This is a genomic window from Desulfovibrio sp. MES5 (genome assembly GCF_002237645.1).
Classification (GTDB): Bacteria; Desulfobacterota; Desulfovibrionia; order Desulfovibrionales; family Desulfovibrionaceae; genus Desulfovibrio.
The window spans coordinates 170289-188226 of sequence record NZ_MJUZ01000032.1; the positions used below are offsets into that span (position 1 = coordinate 170289).

11 protein-coding genes and 1 tRNA gene are annotated in these 17938 nt (G+C 56.1%); 9 read left to right on the forward strand and 3 right to left on the reverse strand.

Going from position 1 to position 17938, the window contains the following annotated elements:
• Nucleotides 1–15: 15 nt before the first annotated feature.
• The 9 genes from BCS36_RS09715 (at nucleotide 16) to BCS36_RS09755 (ending at nucleotide 13258) form a co-directional block, all read left to right on the forward strand.
• On the forward strand, nucleotides 16–2643 hold the full coding sequence (locus tag BCS36_RS09715; protein ID WP_291302695.1) for a putative virulence factor: 2628 nt from the start codon (nucleotides 16–18) through the stop codon (nucleotides 2641–2643).
• Between the two features lie 2 nt (nucleotides 2644–2645).
• Entirely contained in the window at nucleotides 2646–3728 is a 1083-nt protein-coding gene (locus BCS36_RS09720; protein WP_291302696.1) for a sel1 repeat family protein, read from the forward strand.
• A 26-nt stretch (nucleotides 3729–3754) separates the two neighbouring features.
• A complete protein-coding gene (locus BCS36_RS09725; protein ID WP_291302697.1) occupies nucleotides 3755–5758 on the forward strand; it encodes a vWA domain-containing protein in 2004 nt (667 codons plus the stop codon).
• Between the two features lie 437 nt (nucleotides 5759–6195).
• Nucleotides 6196–7098 carry an ATP-binding cassette domain-containing protein gene (locus BCS36_RS09730; RefSeq protein ID WP_291302698.1) on the forward strand — a complete coding sequence of 301 codons (903 nt, stop codon included), beginning with the start codon at nucleotides 6196–6198 and terminating at the stop codon, nucleotides 7096–7098.
• Nucleotides 7095–8378, forward strand: a complete 1284-nt coding sequence (locus tag BCS36_RS09735) for an FtsX-like permease family protein (RefSeq protein ID WP_291302699.1) — start codon at nucleotides 7095–7097, stop codon at nucleotides 8376–8378. The genes BCS36_RS09730 and BCS36_RS09735 overlap by 4 nt, the downstream gene beginning before the upstream one ends.
• Nucleotides 8368–10074, forward strand: a complete 1707-nt coding sequence (locus BCS36_RS09740; RefSeq protein ID WP_291302700.1) for an SUMF1/EgtB/PvdO family nonheme iron enzyme — start codon at nucleotides 8368–8370, stop codon at nucleotides 10072–10074. Before BCS36_RS09735 ends, BCS36_RS09740 begins: the two co-directional genes overlap by 11 nt.
• Before the next feature lie 14 nt (nucleotides 10075–10088).
• The gene (locus BCS36_RS09745; protein WP_291302701.1) at nucleotides 10089–10991 is read left to right on the forward strand and encodes an NAD(P)-dependent oxidoreductase; all 903 of its coding nucleotides are present in this window, start codon (nucleotides 10089–10091) and stop codon (nucleotides 10989–10991) included.
• A gap of 102 nt (nucleotides 10992–11093) precedes the next feature.
• Nucleotides 11094–13127, forward strand: a complete 2034-nt coding sequence (locus BCS36_RS09750) for an alpha-amylase family glycosyl hydrolase (protein ID WP_291302702.1) — start codon at nucleotides 11094–11096, stop codon at nucleotides 13125–13127.
• A gap of 54 nt (nucleotides 13128–13181) precedes the next feature.
• Nucleotides 13182–13258, forward strand: a tRNA-Pro gene (locus tag BCS36_RS09755).
• Nucleotides 13259–13675: 417 nt separating this feature from the next.
• Here BCS36_RS09755 and BCS36_RS09760 read toward each other — a convergent pair.
• The 3 genes from BCS36_RS09760 to BCS36_RS09770 all read right to left on the reverse strand — a co-directional run.
• Nucleotides 13676–13804 (reverse strand): hypothetical protein, encoded by a 129-nt coding sequence (locus BCS36_RS09760; protein WP_291302703.1) that lies wholly within the window; start codon nucleotides 13802–13804, stop codon nucleotides 13676–13678.
• A gap of 208 nt (nucleotides 13805–14012) precedes the next feature.
• Nucleotides 14013–15224, reverse strand: a complete 1212-nt coding sequence (locus tag BCS36_RS09765) for a glycosyltransferase (protein WP_291302704.1) — start codon at nucleotides 15222–15224, stop codon at nucleotides 14013–14015.
• Between the two features lie 85 nt (nucleotides 15225–15309).
• The coding region (locus BCS36_RS09770; protein ID WP_291302705.1) for a VWA domain-containing protein at nucleotides 15310–17938 on the reverse strand (2629 nt) is incomplete at its 5' end.

Here is a 17938-nt window from a genome sequence, read left to right on the forward strand (position 1 = left end):
GTGAGGCAATATATTATGGTTATGCAGCAAGATATGGACCTCGCCCGGCAATGTCGCCAACTGGCGGATACCGCCCGCAAGGCCGGAACCTGGCTTCAGGATAACGCCGACATGGTGGGCGGCGAAAAAGCGTCCCTGCTCAAGGATATGCGCCACGCGGGTCGTTTTTTCAGCAAATGCAGTCAGGCCGCGGAACGCAAGATGTGCGCGGGCGTCTTCGGGCCGAGCCAGTCGGGAAAATCCTACCTTATCTCCGCTCTGGCAAGTGATGCCAACGGAGTTTTGCTGGCCGATTTTTGCGGTGAAAGTCAGGATTTTCTCAAAAAAATCAATCCAGAAGGCGGCAAGGAATCCACTGGGCTTGTGACGCGCTTTACCACAACGCAGCCAGAAGGGCTTACGCCGGAGTTTCCCATTCGCCTGCGCCTGCTGTCTGAAACGGACGTGGCCCGCGTGCTGGCCAATACGTACTATGCCGACTGCGACCATCAGGACGCCCCCAGCGCCGAAGCGCTGGTGAAAACTCTTGACCAGCTGGAAGCGAGCGCTCCCGCCGCGCCCGTTGAAGGCAGCCTTGACGTTGACGATGTTGAAGACCTGCGGGATTACGTGAACAAGAACTTCAGCTCCCGGCCGCGCGTGCAGATGCTTCAGAACGGCTATTGGGCGCGGGCTGCGGCTCTGGCTCCACGCCTGGGCCTCGAAGGGCGCGCCCGTCTGTTCGGCCTTGTGTGGGACGAGGTTGACGAGTTTCAGTCAGTCTATCTGCAATTGTGCGGCGCGCTCCACAGCCTTGGCAATGCCGCAGAGGTGAATTGCCCTCTTGACGCCCTTATCCCGCGAGAACGGAGCATCATTGACGTGGAGCGCCTGCAGGGTTTGAAGCACCCGACGGACGACTCGCTGCCGATTCTTGCTCCCAATGGCGTCAGGGTCAATTTGCCACGAGCCGTGATCACCGCCCTGACGGCAGAAATCACCATCTTCATGCGTGAAAAACCCGATGATTTTTTTGACCACACAGACCTGCTGGACTTCCCCGGCTACCGCTCGCGCTACAAATTTACCGATCTGCGCGCGGCGCTGGACAGCAAGGAAGAAATGCTCAAGGAGCTTTTTCTGCGCGGCAAGGTGGCCTATCTTTTCGAGCGCTACCGCGAGGAAAAAGAACTGACCAGCATGCTTCTGTGCATTGCGCCTGGCCCGCAGGAAGTTCATGACCTGCCCCATGCCGTTTACGAATGGATTTGCTCCACACACGGCGAAAAGCCTTCAAGCCGCGCGGGCAAAGCGCCAGCCCTGTTCTTTGTGCTGACAAAGATGGATATGGAGTTTGAGAAAAAGAAGGGCTCGCCCTCTGTGGAAACACGCTGGACCACCCGGCTTGAATCTTCTTTGGTCAAGTTTTTCGGTCAGGTACATGACTGGGTTGAAAACTGGGACGGCATCCACCCCTTCAACAACGTCTTTTTGCTGCGTAACCCCAACTTCACCTGCGAGGCCATCTTTGATTACGATGGCGGGCGTGAAATCGGGGTACGTCAGGATCAACGGGCTTTTGTTGAAGAAGTTCGCCAGTCATTCTTGCAGTCTCCCCTGGTGGAGCGCCATGTGGCTTCGCCCGACAAGGTGTGGCAGGCAGCCATGACGCTCAACGACGGCGGCGTCAGCCTGTTGCGCGACAGCCTGCGCCCCCTCTGCAATCCGGAGCTGAAACGCCAACAGATCCGCGTAAGCCTTGATGAAAGAAAAGAGCAGATCGTTACGCGCCTTTCTCCCTTTTACCGCACAGACGATCGCGAGGAGTTGCGCCGCCAGAAGGAGCAGCTTTCGCGCAGTCTTGTCACACTTCTTGCCAAACTGGCCGAGAAACAGCTTTTTGGCGAGTTTCTGCGCCGCTTGCAGGTGCGTGACTACGATCTTTACGAACTTTGCCTTAACGCCCGGCAAATACCGGAACAGGGCCAGACTGTGGCAAGCCTGCAAGTGGTGGGAACCCGCGTTTCGGCTGACGACATTCTGGGCGACATTTTTGGCGAAAGCACGGAAAGCACGCCTCCGGCGCAGGAAAATGACGAGGCACAGGCCAGAGACATGGCTGGCGTGTTCGCGTCGCTCGTAATGGAGCACTGGATAGGCCGCTTGCGTGATCTTGGCGCTTCTGGCGAAGCACGCGCCCAGCTTGGCTTGCCGGCGCTGGAGCTGGATCAGTTGTGCCATGAAATTATTCTGGCCGCTTCGCGCTGCCGCTTGCGCGAAAATCTTGAGGAAAGCCTGCGGCGCAGCATGTCCTACAGCAATATCGCCCGTGAGCGTCTGATCTGGAAGCAGGTCAGTCTGGCCGCTGACGCTATCAACGCCTTTGTGGACTGGCTGGGTTTTGACCCGCGCTTCAAAAGCCAGAGCCAGCGCACCATTCTTTTTGGCGGCAAAAGCATCAGCCTGTTTGATCCCCCGCCAGCCATCTCCGGCGAGCCGCACATAGCCGAGCAGGAAGCCCCGTATGACCGCTTCTGGTATACGGACTGGCTGCGCGCCCTGGCCTACAGCATCATGGCCAATGTGGATTTTGACGGCCAACAGACTCTTGACCCGGAACAAAATAACCGCCTGCGTGATATTTTGCAGGTTTTCAAGGGATAACTATGCGCGCCAGTATCGCAGTGGACCCCGTACGTGGCCCCGGCTACGGCATTATTGAATTTGAAGGTGCGGGTGAGGTATCTTCGCCCGTGTTTGTGCTGCAACGTGCATCAGACGGAAAATGCCTCTCGTCCGGCGGCTGGCAGGAAAGTGAAACCGCTGTCACCCCCCAGGACTGGAGCGCCGCCAATGGCAGTCTTCGTCTTAATGTGGGCCCTGAAGTCGTCGATGAACTGGACAGTCTGGACGCCTACCGCATAACTTTGCCCGGCAACGGAGCCTGCGCTCTCAGCATGGGCAAGATCGTGTATTCCAATATCAGTGGCGGTCAGGGCATGGCTGGCGGCTCCCGCGCGCCTGAAGCTCCGGCAACCCGCCCCGACCCCGAGCCGGACCCCATGCCGGTGACTCCCCCCGAAGAAGCCCCCCTGCCGGAGCCAGAACCGGAGCCCATCCCCGCTCAACCCGAGCCTCCGCTGCAAATGGCGGAAAGCGTTGAGCCGTCGGGCGGTAGATCAGGAAAGCGCATGGCGCTCATCGCGGCCATTGTTCTTCTGCTTTGTGCGGGATTCGCCCTCTGGTGGTTTATGCAGCGCGCACCAGAAACGCCCCCCCTGCCCGCCGCTCCGGAGCAGCCCGGCTCTTCCGCGGCCCCCGCCAAGCCTGCACCTCAGGGAGCCAACGGCGGCGCGACCGAAAAATCGCCGCTGGCCAATGCCCGCGAACAGCTGCGTGGTGAGGCTTTGCCCGATGTCAGCCTGGCCATGGCCAAGCCCATGCGCAAGATGGACGCCAGCCCCGAAGAATGTGACGCCGCCTTCCTGCTTCTGGAAGACGCGGCGCAAAAAGGCAATGCCGACGCAATGTTCCTTGTGGGGCAATACTATGATCCCACGGCAACGCTGCCCAGAGGCAGTATTCCGATGGACATGACCCAGGCAAAACGCTGGTACGACGAAGCCCTGCAAAAGGGACAGGACAAGGCGCAGGCGCAAAGTTCTCTGGACAAACTCAAAGAATACGCCAAGGCCGAAGAAGCCAAGGGCAACGCCGAAGCGCGCGCCCTGCTGCAAACGTGGAAATAACGTCCAAGCGACTGTGAGGATACGCCATGCGCCCTGCCATGACTGAATATAACCTGCGTGCCCCGTTCATCCTGCTTGCCTGCGCCCTGACAGTGCTGTTTGCGCTGGGTACTGGCGTAGTCTGCAGCACGTCCGCCGCTCAGGCGGCCCCCTTGCTGCTCGAAGGCAAAAAAACGCTTTTTCAGCGAGTCGTCAGCCACCCGGGAGCGCGCCTTGTGGCGGCTCCCGGTGCGGATGCCGCCGTAGTGAAAGAAAACGTGACGCCGTTTACTGTGTTTTATGTGTACGCCCGCACCAACGGCTGGATTCAGGTAGGCACGGGCACAGCTTCTGCCGAGGGTTGGCTTGAGACAGCCAAAGCCACAGAGTGGAACCAGTCCCTCACCCTGCTCTTCACGCCGCGAACAGGCCGCGAACCTGTACTGTTTTTCAATACGGAAAAAGCGTTGAATGATATCTGTTCGGCACCTGATATGGACGCCAGACTGGACAAGCTCGGCGCTGAAGCCGCCAATCTGCTGCAAGGCGGCAAGACGCCCCCCGCAGATTTTCCCGTGCTGGCCAGTGAGCCCGCTGACGCCGCCGGTGCCGTGTCGGAAAAACGCTTTTATCTCATGCCCATTCTCGACATGAAAGATCCCTTTGACGGCGTAAAATTTTTGCAGGTGGCCTCCATTGACCCCGGCAATCTTGGCAGCGGTCAGGACGGCAAGGGCGGCCCGCCCAAAACAGGTATTGCCCTTGTTATAGACACCACCATTTCCATGAAGCCCTATATCGATCAAAGCCTTAATGTTGTCAGGCAGATATATGACAAGATCGAGCAGGACAAACTTGAAGACAACGTGGGCTTTGCTGTGGTGGCATTTCGTAACAGCACTACAGCCACGCCCGGGCTTGGGTATGTATCTGAAGTGGTGAGCGACTTTGCCACGGCAAAAGACCGTAAAAGTCTTGAAGAAAAGCTGGGCAAGGTTCAGGAAGCCACGGTTTCAAGCCACGACTTCAATGAGGACTCTCTGGCAGGCGTCTACAAGGCTGTGGAGTCCCTCAACTGGAGCGGCTACTCCTCACGCCTCATTCTGCTCATCACTGACGCGGGCCCCCTCAAAAGCACAGACAAATATGCTTCTGTGAGCATGGGCCCCAACGAGCTCAATGACTTTGCGCGTCAAAAAGGCATATGGATTACAGTGCTGCATATTAAAAGCCCTGGCGGGGCCAAAAACCATGCCTATGCCGAACAGAGCTACCGTGCCCTGAGCAAGCTTTCAGGCAACCGCTCCAACTATCAGGTTGTGGCCGCGCCCACCGCTGCCGCAGGGGCCAAACAATTTGCGGAAGTCGCCAAGGTTCTGGCTACCGGCATGGTGGATATGGTCAAAAATACCGCTGCGGGCAAAATCATGACCAAACCCAAGGACGAAAAACCGCAAAAGCTTACTCCCGAAGAAGAGGCAGCGCGCCTTGCCGCTACTCTCGGATACGCCATGCAACTGGAATATCTTGGCAGAGCGCATGAAAACCAGGCTCCCAGCGTCGTCAGTTCATGGATCGCCGATATGGACCTCAAACGGCTTGCCAAAAGCGAGCAAAGCCCCAGTGTTGAGGTTGCTGTGCTGTTGACCAAAAACCAGCTCAATGACCTCAGCGCCCAGATAAAGGCCATCATCGACAGCGGCGAGCGCACCAAGAAAACGGATTCCCGCGACTTCTTCCAGGGGGTGCTTTCCGCATCAACCCGCATGGCGCGCGACCCCAACATGCCCACGCAGGGCAAGAACCTGGCGGAACTGGGAGTTCTGGCGGAGTTTTTGGATGGCCTGCCCTATAAAAGCGACATCATGCTTCTGCGTGAAGAAGACTGGTATCGCATGAGCGTGGGTGAGCAAACGGCCTTCATCAATCGGCTCAAGTCACGCCTGGCCCGGTACGAAGAATACGACCGTGACAGGGCCAACTGGGAAAGCTTCGGGCAGTCCAACCCCGGCGACTGGGTGTACCGTGTGCCCCTGAGCATGCTGCCCTAGAGCGATTTCACTTCGAAATTGCTCTGGCGGATGCGTGAATAGACGCCCGCCGTAGAGGCGCAAGCGCAGCTTCAGCCATTGTCCGCAGGGCTTACGGATGAAGACAGCACCGCTATTTATTTGCGCGATTACGCGCCGAAGCGGGCGTCTTAGAAGCATTGCTTCAGGCGTTGTGACGCAGGCTTAAAGCGTTGTGACGCAGGAAACTACGCTTGAAGACAGCACGCGTAACGACACAGCTTGTTCCATGCAATCGCTGTCGCCATCCGTAAGCCCTGCGGGCAACGGCTGCCGCGAAAATACGCCTGAAGATAGTAATTGGTTACGCGACATCCAAGTGGAAGAGCCGCTGTCGCTATCCGTAAGCCCGCAGGAGCGGGCAACGGCTACCGCGAGAATGGATATTCTCAATGTGAAAATGCTATAAAAGGATCGGCATGAATGACCTGGTCTTTTCATTACGTAATGTGGGCAAAAGCCGTCCCGGCGCGGATGGCTTTCGCCTGCATATAGACGGCCTTGATATTGTCCGTGGCAGCTTGCAGGCTCTGGTGGGGCCAAGCGGCTGCGGCAAAAGCACCGCGCTGGATCTGCTGGCTGGCATACTGCGCCCTGATGCGGATGAGGCTGAAGGCGCGGCGCGGGTAGAAAGTATGGCGCAGACGGGAAGTGCAATACTGGCGGAAAGTACGGAACCAGCGGAAGCACCTTCACACCCGAAACACCGCTTTTTGTTCAGTCCCACCCCTGATGCAACCAGTGACATGCTGAAAAAGTGGCGTAACAAAGACCTGAACTCCCTGGCCCGCCTGCGGCAGCGCCACCTTGGCTATGTGCAGCAGACAGGCGGCCTGCTGCCCTTTCTGACTGCCCGCGACAACATCATGCTGCGTTGCAGCAGTCTGGGTTGCCTGACAGAGCGCAGCCAGCAGATACAGGACATTGTGGATGGCCTTGGCATTGGACGCCTGCTTGAGCAATACCCTGCCACCCTTTCCGTGGGCGAGCGTCAGCGGGTCGCCATTGCCGCCGCCCTTGCGCATGCGCCCGAAATGGTGCTTGCGGACGAACCCACGGCTGCCCTTGATCCCATGCACGCGCGCAATGCCCTGCGAATTTTCGCAAACCTGGCCCAAAAGATGAACATTACCGTACTGATGGTGACGCACAGTCTTGAAATGGCTGTGGAAGCGGGCTTCAGCCCCATCCGGATAACGCTCGACCAGGGCGAGCCGGGCGCCATATCCCGCATCGATCACAAGATGGAAGACAGTCCCGCCGCTCCCGATTTTGAGCGGCGGGGAAAACAGGACGGAGAACAGCAGGGAGCACGGCCATGAGCAACAGCGCCACCCCTGCGCGCCACGCCAGAACACTGAGGCAGATGTTGCGCCTCTCCTGGCGGGATTACGCGTGCGAAAAGCTGCTCTCGGCCTGCGCGATTCTGGGCCTGGCCGCCGTGCTCACCCCCCTGCTGGTTCTCTATGGCGTCAAATTCGGGGTGATGCAAACCCTTACGGACAGGTTGCGCAGCGAACCGCGCACTCTTGAAATCTCTCCTGTGGTCAGCGGCCGTTTTTCAATGAAATATCTTGATGAGCTTGCCGCCCATCCCGATGTGGCCTTTGTGCTGCCGCGTACGCGCTCCATAGCCGCCACTATGGACCTTGTGGCAGGCCAGGGCACAGATCGCACAACCCTTGTGGTTTCGCTGGAACCTACGGGTACGGGTGATCCGCTTCTTCAGCGGTATGGGGCGGCCGAGCCCGTCATGCCCGAACATCCCGACAAAGAACCCATCGGCGTATCGCTTTCGACCTCGGCTGCGGAAAAGCTCCATGTGGTCATGGGCGATACCGTCACAGGTCGCGTCGAGCGTCGCTATGCCGGGCAAATGCAAAGCGTGCGCGTTCCCCTGCGAGTTGTATCTGTTCTGCCTCTTGCAGCGCAGCAAAAGGATGTGGCCTTCATTCCGCTGCCCCTGCTGGAAGCCACGGAAGATTATCGAGATGGCCGCGCTGTGCCCGAGCTTGGCACAAACAATGGGTGGACTGGTGAAGCCCGCCCGCAGGAGGCCCGCCTGTATCCCGGTTTCAGGCTGTACGCCAAGGATCTGGATGCCGTCATGCGCCTGCGTCAGGGGTTTGCGCAGCAAAAGCTCGACGTGTACACCCATGCGGAGGAGATTGAACAGATCAACAGCCTGGCTCGTGCCCTGAATCTTGTTTTTGCCCTCATTTGCGCCGCCACGGCAGCCGGATTTCTGGCCTCCACCACAAGCAGCACCCTGGCCAGCGTCAAACGCAAGGAACGCACGCTTGGCCTGCTGAACCTGGCTGGCTTCACCACTGGCGAACTCATGCTGCTGCCCCTGACGCAGTCCCTGCTTACCGCCCTGCTGGGCACAGCGTTGGCTTCGGGCCTGTACGCCCTGGCAGCTCTGGCCATAAACCAGCTTTTCAGTTCAAGCCTCAGCGGTATGGAACAGGTTTGCCGTCTGTTGCCGCAACATTTTCTGCTGGCCTTCGCCGCCGTGGCAGGCCTTGCCCTGGCGGCAGCCCTTGGGCCTGCCTTGCGGGCCGCGCGCATAGAACCTTCGGAGGTTATCCGTGAAGTGTAGGTACTGCCGTCAGGCAACCACGTCCCTGTTCAGCCTGATTCTGCTTTGCGGCCTGTTTTGCCTTACAGCATTGCCATCTCCGGCCAATGCGGCTCTGGCCCGAAAAGGTGAACTCAGCCTGACGGATGCCACTAATCCCAAACCTGCGGATGACGACATCATACTGCCCATGCCCTGCAACCTGACCATGGCGTTCAAGCTGGTGGCGGTTCCCGCCAAGGGGCTGCTGTGGGACATGCCCATGCGGCCGGGCATTGACGACAGTGCCAATGCCGACCGTGCTTTTTATGACCGCCGGTACAACACGGCTCTTTCCGGGGCGTTTTCTCTTGAGGATCTTCCGCCGGACTGGCGCAAGCTGGCCCCCAAGGGACAAAATTATTTTTACCTTGTCGCCAAATACGAGGTTTCCAATCTGCAATGGCAGGCCGTCATGGACGGAGCCTGTCCGGCAACGCAGCCGCCCGCAGCCGACGCTGCAAAGCCCGTTACCGATATAAGCTGGTACGCAGCCGTGGACTTTACGCAGAAATACACAGCCTGGCTTTTGCAGAACTCGCCCCAGTCGTTGCCGCACTTTTCAGGCGACAACCGCAATGTGGGCTTTGCGCGCCTGCCCACGGAAACGGAATGGGAGTACGCCGCGCGTGGCGGCCACATGGCAGGCAGCCAACAGCTTTTGCAGGAAGACTTTTTTGCCTTGCCCCCAGGGGCCAATAAAGAGGACTACGCCGTATACCGGCCCGAAGGTTCCGCCCGCGTTGAAGACACCGCCAACATAGGGTCACGCAAGCCCAATCCTCTTGGAATATACGACACCGCTGGCAATGCCGCAGAGATGGTGCTGGATACCTTTCGTTTTTCGCTGGCTGGCCGTCTGCACGGCTCCGCTGGCGGTTTTGTGAGAAAGGGCGGCTCCTTCCTTTCTGGCGAGGCCGAGATTTTGCCCGGTCGTCGTGAAGAAACCCCATTCTTTATGGCCGATGGCCCCGCGCATGCGCGCGATATGGGTTTTCGCCCTGTCATTTCCGGCATTAATACGCCGGGCGGCAGCCGCCCGCAGGAATTGCAGGCAGAATGGAGCAAGGCTGGCGAGTCAATGACCGCAGCCGGCTATGACACGCAGGCCGCGCGCAACCCTCTTGAGGAACTCGATCGCCTGCTTGTGTCCGCCCCTAATGAGGCGGTGAAGAAAAATCTTCAGGAACTGCGTAATACCATTAAAGAAAACAATATCATGCTTGAGCGGCAAAAGCAGCTTGAGGCGCAGTCGCTCTTACGCACCGGCGTGTACATGACTGAAACCATCCGCAATTACTCCAGCAGGCGCAAATCCCTGCAATCACAGCTTGAAGGCATGCAGCGGGACAGCAAAACGGCCAAGGGGGCCGAACTTGAAAAACTGCGCCAGATAATGGATACTGCCCACAGAGGGCTTGTCATGCTGGATACCAGCCTGGACAAGTCTTTGACCTTTTATCGCAGCAAGGTGGAGGACGGCGCGCAGTTGACGCCGGAAACACTGTCGGCTGCCTATGATTCCTTAAGCAAAGACTTCAGCGGCAGTGATCCCTTCAACGAAAACATGCGGCGCAACCTTGAGTTGTATAAAAAGCATGTAGACTTGTTTCGTAAAAACAAGGCGCTGTCGCGTGAGGCCATGCAAAAGGAAATTTTGGAACGTCGCTTTCAGTAGCCAAAGGAGTTTTTATGGTTGATAAAATGCGCATTGGGTGGATTGGCACTGGCGTTATGGGTTTGTCCATGGCGGGGCACCTGCAGGCCGCAGGCTACCCCCTGACCGTATACAACCGCACCCGCGCCAAGGCCGAACCGCTGCTTGCCAAGGGCGCGCAGTGGGCCGATACCCCGCGTGAAGTAGCGGCCAAATCCGATGCGGTCTTTACCATTGTGAGCTACCCGCGCGATGTGGAAAGCGTTATTCTTGGTGAAAACGGCGTGTTGCAGGGTCTGGCCCCAGGGGGCCTTGTTTGCGACATGAGCACGTCAAGCCCCGTTCTTGCAGAACGCATCGCCGTGACGGCCTTGCAGCAGGGCTGCGTTTCTTTGGATGCTCCTGTGACGGGCGGCGATATCGGCGCACGTAATGCGACCCTCTCCATCTTTGTGGGCGGCGACAAAGAGGGGTATGAAAAGCTTTCGCCCTGCTTCAACGCAATGGGCAAGAACATTCTGCACTGCGGCGTGGCCGGTTTTGGCCAGAAGGCCAAACTTGCCAATCAGGTGGCCATTGCTGGCGTCATGTTCAGCGTGTGCGAATCCTGCTTTTTCGCCCAGGAAGCGGGCCTTGATGTGGCCAAATGGCTGGAGCTGGTGGTGCAGGGCGCTGCCGGCAGCAAGGCGATGGATACCCTGGGTCGCCGCATCCTCAAAAGTGATTTTGATCCGGGCTTTTTCATCAATCATTTCATTAAAGACCTCGGCCTCTGCCTTGACGAATGCCGTCGCATGCAGATTGTGCTGCCCGGCATAGGCCAGGCTGAACAGCTGTACCGCAGCATGCAGGCCAGAGGTCAGGGCGATCTGGGCACCCAGGCGCTTATTGACTGCCTTGCCACCCTTTCCGGCAAGCAGTGGCGCTCGCACAGCTAGAACAGCCTTTTTCCGCCCGGCGGCGTTGTCTGCCGGGCGGTTTTGCCTGCATGACGCGTCTGCGCCCCCTCTCTCTGGGCGAACCTGTTCGTGGAGGCCGCCATGACCCTGAACGTTCCACAAAATCCCCTACAGGACCCTGAACTGGAGTCCTACCGTTTCTTTCTGCTGGCACGAAGCGACAGATTCACGGCTGAAATGGAGCGCATAAATAGCCTCCACGGCTCGTTGCGCTCGTATGCCGACTTGCACGCCACCCTTGGGGTGCATGAGGCCAAAGACGCATCTGGAGGCTCCGTATGGCGTCTGCGCGAATACATGCCCAATGCAGCTGCGGTATGGCTGACTACAGACAAGCTCAATTTCCAGCGCCATGCGCGCTATCAGTATCAACGCCATAATGACGGTTTTTTTGAACTCACCCTGCCGCAGGATGCCTTGCAGCACGGCACCTATATGGAGTTGCGCGTTCAGGCCGATGACGTCGCTGCCGAAGACGCGCAAACTCGCGCATTGCGCAGGGTGCCCGCCTTCGCCCAATGGGTTGAGCAAGACAAGACCATGCCGGGGCAGTGGTGCGCCCGCCTTTGGCAGCCGGATGCGCCGTTTCGCTTCAAACACCGCAGGCCGCGCCTAGAGGCCTTCCCCCGGATTTATGAGGCGCATGTGGGCATGGCGCAGCCAGCCCTGAGCCGCAGCCCCGATAGTGTGGGCAGCTATGCCAGTTTTGCGCGCCATATTCTGCCGCGTATACGTGAATGCGGTTACACCGTTGTACAGCTTATGGGCATTCTTGAGCACCCCCTGTACCGCTCCTTTGGGTATCAGGTCAGCTGCTACTTTGCGCCTTCTTCGCGCTATGGCACGCCGGACGAATTCAAGGCTCTGGTCGACGCCGCGCACGGGCTTGGCCTTGCGGTTGTGCTCGACATTCCGCACGGGCACGCCTGCCCCAATACCGAGCAGGGCCTGGCGCAGTATGACGGAAGCAATTACTTCTTCACCAGCCAGCTTAACCAGTGGGGAACGCCATCATTTGACTTCAGTCAGGAAATGGCGCGACGGTTTCTGCTTTCCAACTGCCGGTACTGGCTTGAAGAATTCAAGGTTGACGGTTTTCGCTTTGATGCCGTGGGCAACATATTGTACAGCGATCACGGAAGGGATGACGATTTCATCCACGTCAGCCATTGCTTTTATGATCGCGTGGGTCTGCCGCGCACCAATGAGAACGGCGAGCTGTACCTGTGCCTCGCCAACACGCTTATCCACCAACTTTACCCCTCCGCCCTTTCCATTGCGGAAGAGTTTTCAGGCATGCCCGGTCTGACCTGCCAACCGGAAGACGGCGGGCTTGGTTTTGACTACCGCTTTGCCATGGGCATCCCTGACTATTGGGCCAAATGTATTGAAGAACCGCGCGACATGGGCAGCCTGTGGTACGAAATGACCAATTACCGCCCGTATGACCGCACCATCAGCTATGTGGAGTGTCACGACCAGTGCATAAATGGCGAAGACGCCATGATCTGGCGGCTGCTCGGCAATCGCATGCACAGCCACATGTCAGTTTTTACGGAGGACTGGCACGTGTCGCGCGGCCTGGCCTTTTATCGGCTCATGCGGCTCATCACGCTGGCGACTGCCGATGCAGGCTATCTGAATTTTATGGGTAATGAATTCGGGCACCCCGAATGGCTGGACGCAGAAGCTTACGCCCACAGGCAATGGCATCTGGCCGATGCGCAAGACCTCAAATACGGCCTGCTGGCGGCCTGGGACAAGGCGCAAATGCTGCAACTTGTTGAGCAGAACCTTGAGAGCTTTTGCCAGAAGCCCATATTCCGCTTTATTCATGAAGAAAAGCGCCTGCTGGCCTTTGAGCGCGGCCAGCTACTTTTTGTGTTTAACTTTCATGAGCTTGAGGCGCAAAAAAACCTGACCTTTGCCGTAACCCCCGGCAAATATGTAGAGATGATGAGCTCTGACGAAAAACGCTTTGGCGGACACGGCAACCTTGATGCCGAGGGCCTTGTAACGGAGCACTTTACCACACCACTGCCAGACAGACAGGAGGGTGACATTCACCTGTATCTGCCGCCATTAGTGGGACTTGCCCTGATCCGCAAAAAATAATTTAGAAAATGTGTTGACAGACCAAGTGGTTCAGCGTAGTTATCTTCCTCGCGTCGGGATGTAGCGCAGCCTGGGAGCGCACTTGAATGGGGTTCAAGGGGTCGAAGGTTCAAATCCTTTCATCCCGACCAGAGATTTAAAGGGAACTTATGTAGACATAAGTTCCCTTTTCTCGTTTATGGCTTTAGCCAGTTGAGCGCGCCAGCGCGTAAAAGGAAGAACTGGCCTTTTGCCGCAATCCGCTTTCTTCAGCAGTTTTGACGGAGCCAATTTTTCCACTTCCTGCAAAAATCCGCGCACCCCCCACTGACGACCTCATGCGCAGTGCTGCTGATGACGGTTCCACTGCCCTTGCCGAACTGCATCGCTCGTTGCCTTTTCCTCAAAGGTGAAATGGCAGAAAAAGCCCCGCAGGTGCAAACACAGCTGCCCGCGCCTGCTGGACGGTCCCAAAACCTCTCCGCAGAGCCGCCTCACCGCCCTGCATACCCTTGCCGCAGATTAACTGAGCAACTCCGGCAGCTGCAAAAAGCCAAAAATTCTGGACACTACCCTTCATTCAAAACTTGGCTAAAACCGCGCGTCACCGTGAGTTGGCGGGCTTTGGCGTGAAGTTGCGCAGCTTTTTTCTTTTCTGGTTTCTTCGGGTGCGATTTCATTGACAAAAATGCCTGCATATACTCTTTGTGCTGTTTAACCCTGTTATGGATGAGGGTTGCGGGACGTCAAATTCAATGCGGCATGCGGCGATGCTTTTTCTCCAAAAAGGAAAGGAAGGGACACCCGGGTCATAAATGCCGGTGCGAGATTTTTTCTCTTGGACATAGATGCCCGTCTTTGACAAATGAATAACTATCAAGCCTGATAAAATGTTGGGAAGCGCTTTTACCCATATGCGGAGGTCTGTCTGTTGATGTTTTGGGCATCCTTCCACTGCGCATAATCGTTAATCAGGCGCATGGCGTGGCGCGCCAGAACATCCTGCTGGCGGAAAGCCAGCGCGGTCTCACGGGCACGGGCTCGCAGGGCATTGAGCGCCTCCGGGTTCTCCAACTGCTCTACAAGGTGGTGACAGGTCTCTATCGCATGGCCTTCCGGGCAAAAGAGCATGTTCTCGTTATGCTGCAGAACCCCGGCGGAATCGGAACCCTCATGGTACGGCGTTATCAGGACTGTCCCGCAACTCATGATCTCAAGCAGTTTTCCCAAATTGTTCTGCGAATCCAGACGCACATGCGCGATGGATGCGCAAAGCAGATCCCTGTATTCTCGAAGAGATAAAAAATCTGTGATATGCAGTCGGCTTTCCTCATTTTTTAACAAAAGTGGGGGAAAAGTCTCAAGCTGCGCTTTGATTTCCGGCCTGCCAGCACTTAAAACTACATGGCATTGAGGCCTGCACTGCAACAGCAGCGCAATAAAACGCCATAGAGTTTTACTGCGTGCAAATTGCATATTTGTAATGCTGAATGAAATTAATTCTTGGTGACAAGAAAGATTTATACCTTTATAACAAAAATGATCTGCGTGTTCTATAGAAAAAAAATCCGTATCAACAAATGTAGGAACAACCTCAATACAATCACGCATAAATTCTGGAAAGAATTTTTTTTGCCATTCTGAAAAAACGAAAAATGTTTGACTTTGAGTCAAATAGGCGCTTTGCAGAACTTGCTGTAACAGTGCTTTATCCGAATAGTAGTCTGCGATGCGTAGTGAGGAAAACAGTTCGGCCGTATAGGACACATAAAAGGCCTCTGGAAAGATTTGCCTGACAAAGAGTGCATGCCCCCTGGCGGACGAAGACACTATCATGTCTGGCGTAAAGCCTGTTTCGCGCAGTCTCAAAAGAGACGAGGCCGCCAGGCGTCCCACTTTCAACGCCCGGGCCCACTCCCGTTCAAATGCATCCTTGTCGGAATTTTCTCCATTTTCTCTGGCGGTTTTCAGCAATACGCGGTGCACCCCCGGCAGTGAAAAACCCTGCCTGGCGTAGCTGGATGCGAACAGCACCTCATTTTCAGGGTTTGTGGCAAAACAGGCGGCAAGGGCGCCCAATCTTCCGGGGTATGCATCATTTAGAAAGAGAATACGCACTAACTCTCCCCCGATGAGGACTAAATTGCCGGAGCGGCCATTATGGCCGCTCCGTTTGTACTGTACAACGCGACGTTAACAGATGCTATCCATTATTAGCTAAGATATTCTTGGCCACAAGGATGGTAGCATCCTCAATGCCATTTGTTGTGTGCGTATATGCAGAGTAGTCATGGTTAGAATCCGGATCAGAACCGTGCGACCACCCATTTTCCGACGTCAGCCCCTCAATCTTGTTGTTATTGATTGTGATGCCCAATTTTTGACCCACCTGGTCCAGGCTGCGCAGATCCAGCTCTGTATCCAGGAATACTTCGATGCTATGGACCTCGGGGTGAGTGCTCTCAGTGGGAAGGCCCGCAGGGTGATTGCTCTTGGGGTCTAGGGCTTCTATGGCGCCTTTGCCCACAAGAAAGTCAATGTCCTCGCCACCATCCACTAGGATGTCACTTTTATCATAGACAATAATATCGTTGCCGGATCCGCCATAGAGGTGGTCGCTACCCTCTCCGCCATCAAGGTAGTCATTACCGCTACCGCCGAAGAGCCAGTCGTTGCCCGCTCCGCCATAGAGATGGTCATTACCGCTACCGCCGAAGAGCAGATCATCACCCGCTCCGCCATAGAGGTGATCATTGCCCCCCATGCCGAACAGAACATCATCGCCTGCTCCGCCGTAGAGCCAGTCGTTACCGTCCGTGGCGCTTTCTAACCCGTGTGAGCCTTCCAACCCATGTGTGCTTTCAATTTTTTCGGCAAAGGATGACAGCTCATTGTGGGTCATTGCATTAAGCTTGGCCATTATGTGCACAGGATCAGCGTCGAAATTGTTGAGCAGTGCGTTCAGCGCGCTAAGGGTGGAGTTGTGCGCCACGCCATTGACTCCATCATCGAAATTGACTCCGTCACCGAAGAGCAGGTCATTGCCTGTGCCGCCGTGCAGGATGTCGTCCCCCTCACCGCCGTACAGGGCATCGTTGCCACCCTGCCCGAACAAAATGTCATCGCCACGCCCGCCATACAGAACATCATTGCCACCCTTGCTGCTTGTCACGTCAAGGGCGTCTGCTATCTCTTGGTGGTAGGTGCGAATCAGGTCAGGCAATTCATCTTTGGATATGTCGTGCGAGGGGGCGTGCTCCGCGACAAAAGCCATCAGTGCATCCACAGGGGCCTTATCAGTGTACTGAATGCCTTCAAATTTGATGACATCGCCAAACAGCAGATCAGCGCCATCACCGCCCGAAATGGTATCAGCCGAGGGCACATAATCCACCTGCGTGCCGTGAATAGCATCGGCCAGTTCTTTTCCAGAGATACCTGTCATAAAATTATTAGGAGGATAGCAATAATCTTTCAAATCATTAGGCCCAATGCCGCCACCGATGCCAATACCAGCTATTGTAGAGCATTGTTCATGTAAAAGATTAAATGCATCTTTGCTGTCGATTGCTGTTGGAGTATCTGTTTTACTTCCTGGTCCTGCCAGCACCGAAAGTTCATAACCACCCTTGCCATTTGGAGTTACCGACAGGTCAGTTTTTGTCTGAGACCATGTAACCTTACCCCACCAGTCGACAGACTTTGTCCATTTATAAACGGCGCCTCTGTCATCAATCAGCAAGCGGTCTTTTCCATCAATATTCTCATAGTAATTTTGGCCAGGTCCGTAGTGTGACAAGTCTATCTTATCAGCAGTGACATCGTCTTTTGTTCCTGGTCTATCAATGAGTACCGTGCTGGAATATTGATAATACGTCGGTTTTCCGTCCGTAATAAAGTAAGTTTTATTCTCTCCATCATTATCTTGCGAAGCAAACCAATTTCCTGCAGTTTTCAGGCCCAACTCGTAGTTGGTGCCGCCATCAGCCTTCATCTGGTCAACGGCATCCAGGAGCTTTTTGAGCGCCCCGGCATCATTGAGATTCACGGACACGTTCTGCGTAATACCGGTAGAGAAGCCAACCAGCAGAATATTGACTGTACCAGAATTCGGTTCGTGCACGGACTTTGCGAGTTCGTTAAAGACTGCGGTCAAGGAGTTCCTGGCAGCTTGTATCTGCCCGCTCATACTTCCGGACGTATCCACAATAAAAGCAATATTGTAATCATGCCCTTGCACTGTGATAGGACCACCGTCCTGGTCACCGATAATAAGGTCGTTATGTTCCGTACCTTTTAGATCGTCGGAGCCTGGTTTTCCTACCTGTTCCTTGTTTATCACAGTAGAGCACACGGTTGCGCTTGTTCCCACAACATCGCCATCCCCATCAGTGACCTTCACGGTAATGGCATACGTGTCCTTGTTGCCGTCCTGCGCGTCATGTGTTGGCCGGGTGTAAGTAAACGAACCGTTTTTAGGATCTAGCGTGAAGCCAGGCCGGCTCCATTCGATCTTGCCGTCAACGCCAACCGTGCCAGTAACAATTGTTGTTGAGCTGTAGTGACCTGACCCGTTGAAGTGCGCCTGGTCAATTGTCACTTCAACTTTAGAGCCAACAACATCCGCCCCAAAGCTGAGGCCCTCCAGCTTACCATTGATGGTGGGATCCGCATCATTGGGGGCATTCAAATTAATACCGCTGACGGTGGGCACGTCGTCAACAACGTTCACCTTCACGGAGGCCTCAAAGGTATTGCCGCTGGCGTCCTTCAGGATGACGCTCACCGTGTCCTTGCCGACCCAGGTCTCCCCGTGCCCTTCCGTGTGCGCT